Source organism: Mesorhizobium sp. M7A.T.Ca.US.000.02.2.1 (genome assembly GCF_003996995.1).
GTDB lineage: Bacteria > Pseudomonadota > Alphaproteobacteria > Rhizobiales > Rhizobiaceae > Mesorhizobium.
This window is the reverse complement of record NZ_RZTT01000712.1, coordinates 1-1668: the sequence shown is the minus strand read 5'-3', so window position 1 is coordinate 1668 and position 1668 is coordinate 1. Positions and strand designations below refer to the sequence as shown.

The 1668-nt window shown below is 67.0% G+C and carries 2 protein-coding genes; both read right to left on the bottom strand.

Translation table 11 applies throughout. The features are described 5' to 3' along the window. The coding region (locus EOD15_RS33875) for a hypothetical protein (protein WP_148129805.1) at positions 1–1439 on the bottom strand (1439 nt) is incomplete at its 3' end. A 16-nt stretch (positions 1440–1455) separates the two neighbouring features. Then, the coding region (locus EOD15_RS36080) for a hypothetical protein (RefSeq protein ID WP_185929156.1) at positions 1456–1668 on the bottom strand (213 nt) is incomplete at its 5' end.

The window sequence follows — 1668 nt, the reverse complement described above, 5'->3', positions numbered from 1 at the left end:
TCCTTGACGTGCACGATGGTCTCGCTGGTCTGCGAGCGCAGCTTGTCGAGCCGGGCCGCATTGTCCGTCGGGGCCTCGATGTTGAGATCGAAATATTCGGCCACCCGGCTCAACGCCATCGCACCGGTCACCGCCGGAATGCGGTAATAGTCTATGCGGTCCTGCACCAGCTCGGCGCCGCCGGCCCAGCCATTTTCTGTCGAGAACACCGCTTCGGTTTCGGTCTTGCCGACTTGCGTGTGGTAGGCGAGCACGGAGGCGTCGGCGGTGTTGGCGACAATGGCCGAAAATTCATATTCCTCGCCGGACAGGTCGCCGCCGAACGTCACCACCATCTTGCGGTTCAAGCCTCCCGCGACGGTCTCTTCCACGACGGTCACGCCGGCGCCGATCGAGGGCAGCGCATTCAGCGCCGTCTGGATGTTGGTGGCATACAGGCCCCAATCGTCGCCGGTGTCCCACAGATGCGCGACATTGAGACTGTCGACCAGCGGAATGCCCGGCGTCGTCTCGCCGTTGACGGTGAGCGAGGTGTAGACATAGACCGGGTCGCTGCCGCGCCGAAAGAAGATCTCCCAGACATCGTCGGTCTTCACATAGTCGCCACCAAGGTCGGCATGCGGCACCGGATCGTAAGGCCACAGATCCTGCCGCCAGTCCTGCAGCTGGCCGGAGGTGGCGAGAAACAGCCGCACGGTTTCGAGGTCGCCGTGGAAGATGCCGATCGTGCTGCCCTCGGAATAGAATTCGAGATCCGGCAGCATCGCCGCGGTGAGAGCAGCAATCCGTGCCGAGCCGACAAAGCCGGTTTCGGTGAAGAAGTCGGCAATACCGGCCGAAACATAGCACGACAGCGCGTCGCCCTGGTCGGTTGTCAGCTCGACATAGCGCGGCGCCAGCGCCGTGCCGCTTTCGAAAAACGCATCGACCACAAGGCCTGACACCGTGGTGGCGGGCGTCGAGAAGGTGGCGCGGATGCGCAGCGAGGTGGCGGCCTTCTGCTGGCCGGGCGCGAAGGCGGCAAGGCGCGTTTCAGGCGTGCCGGTCTTGACCGCGAACGGCCCGCCCACGGCAACCCAGACACCGCCGACGAACGCTTCCACGGTGAAGGTGGCGGTGCCGGCCGAAATCGCCAGCGTCGAGGCCAGCACCGCCGCGACGGTGCCGGCAACGGTGCCGGTCCAGATGGTTTGCGTGCCGGTGAACGGGCCGGCCGCCGGCGTCGGCGCGGTGATGGCGCGCACGGCCAGCGGCTTGCGCCAAGTGCCGACGCGGCGCGACCCGCCCATGCGGCGAAATCCGGACTGCGGCACCGGCTCGATGCCCTTGTAGGCAAGGCCGGCCGAATAATACTGCTTGATGTCGACGCGGCCCTTCGCCTCCGGCGTGAATTCGCCGGCGTTCCAGGACCGTTGCGGCGTGGCGGGACGTGCGACCATCTACCAGCGCCCCATCTTACCAGCGCCCATGCCAGGGTTCGCTGCTGGCGCGTCCGCCCTGCAGCACGTCCGTGCTGGCCGGCGATCCGACCGGCGAGCCGGCGCGGTCCTGCGCGATCAAGCGGCCGAACAGCCCGCCGGAACCGCCGGTCGACGGCGTGCCGATCGCCGCCGCCTCCTTGTCGGCCTTCAGCTCGGCATCCTGCGTCAGCGGGATGGCAAGGTATGT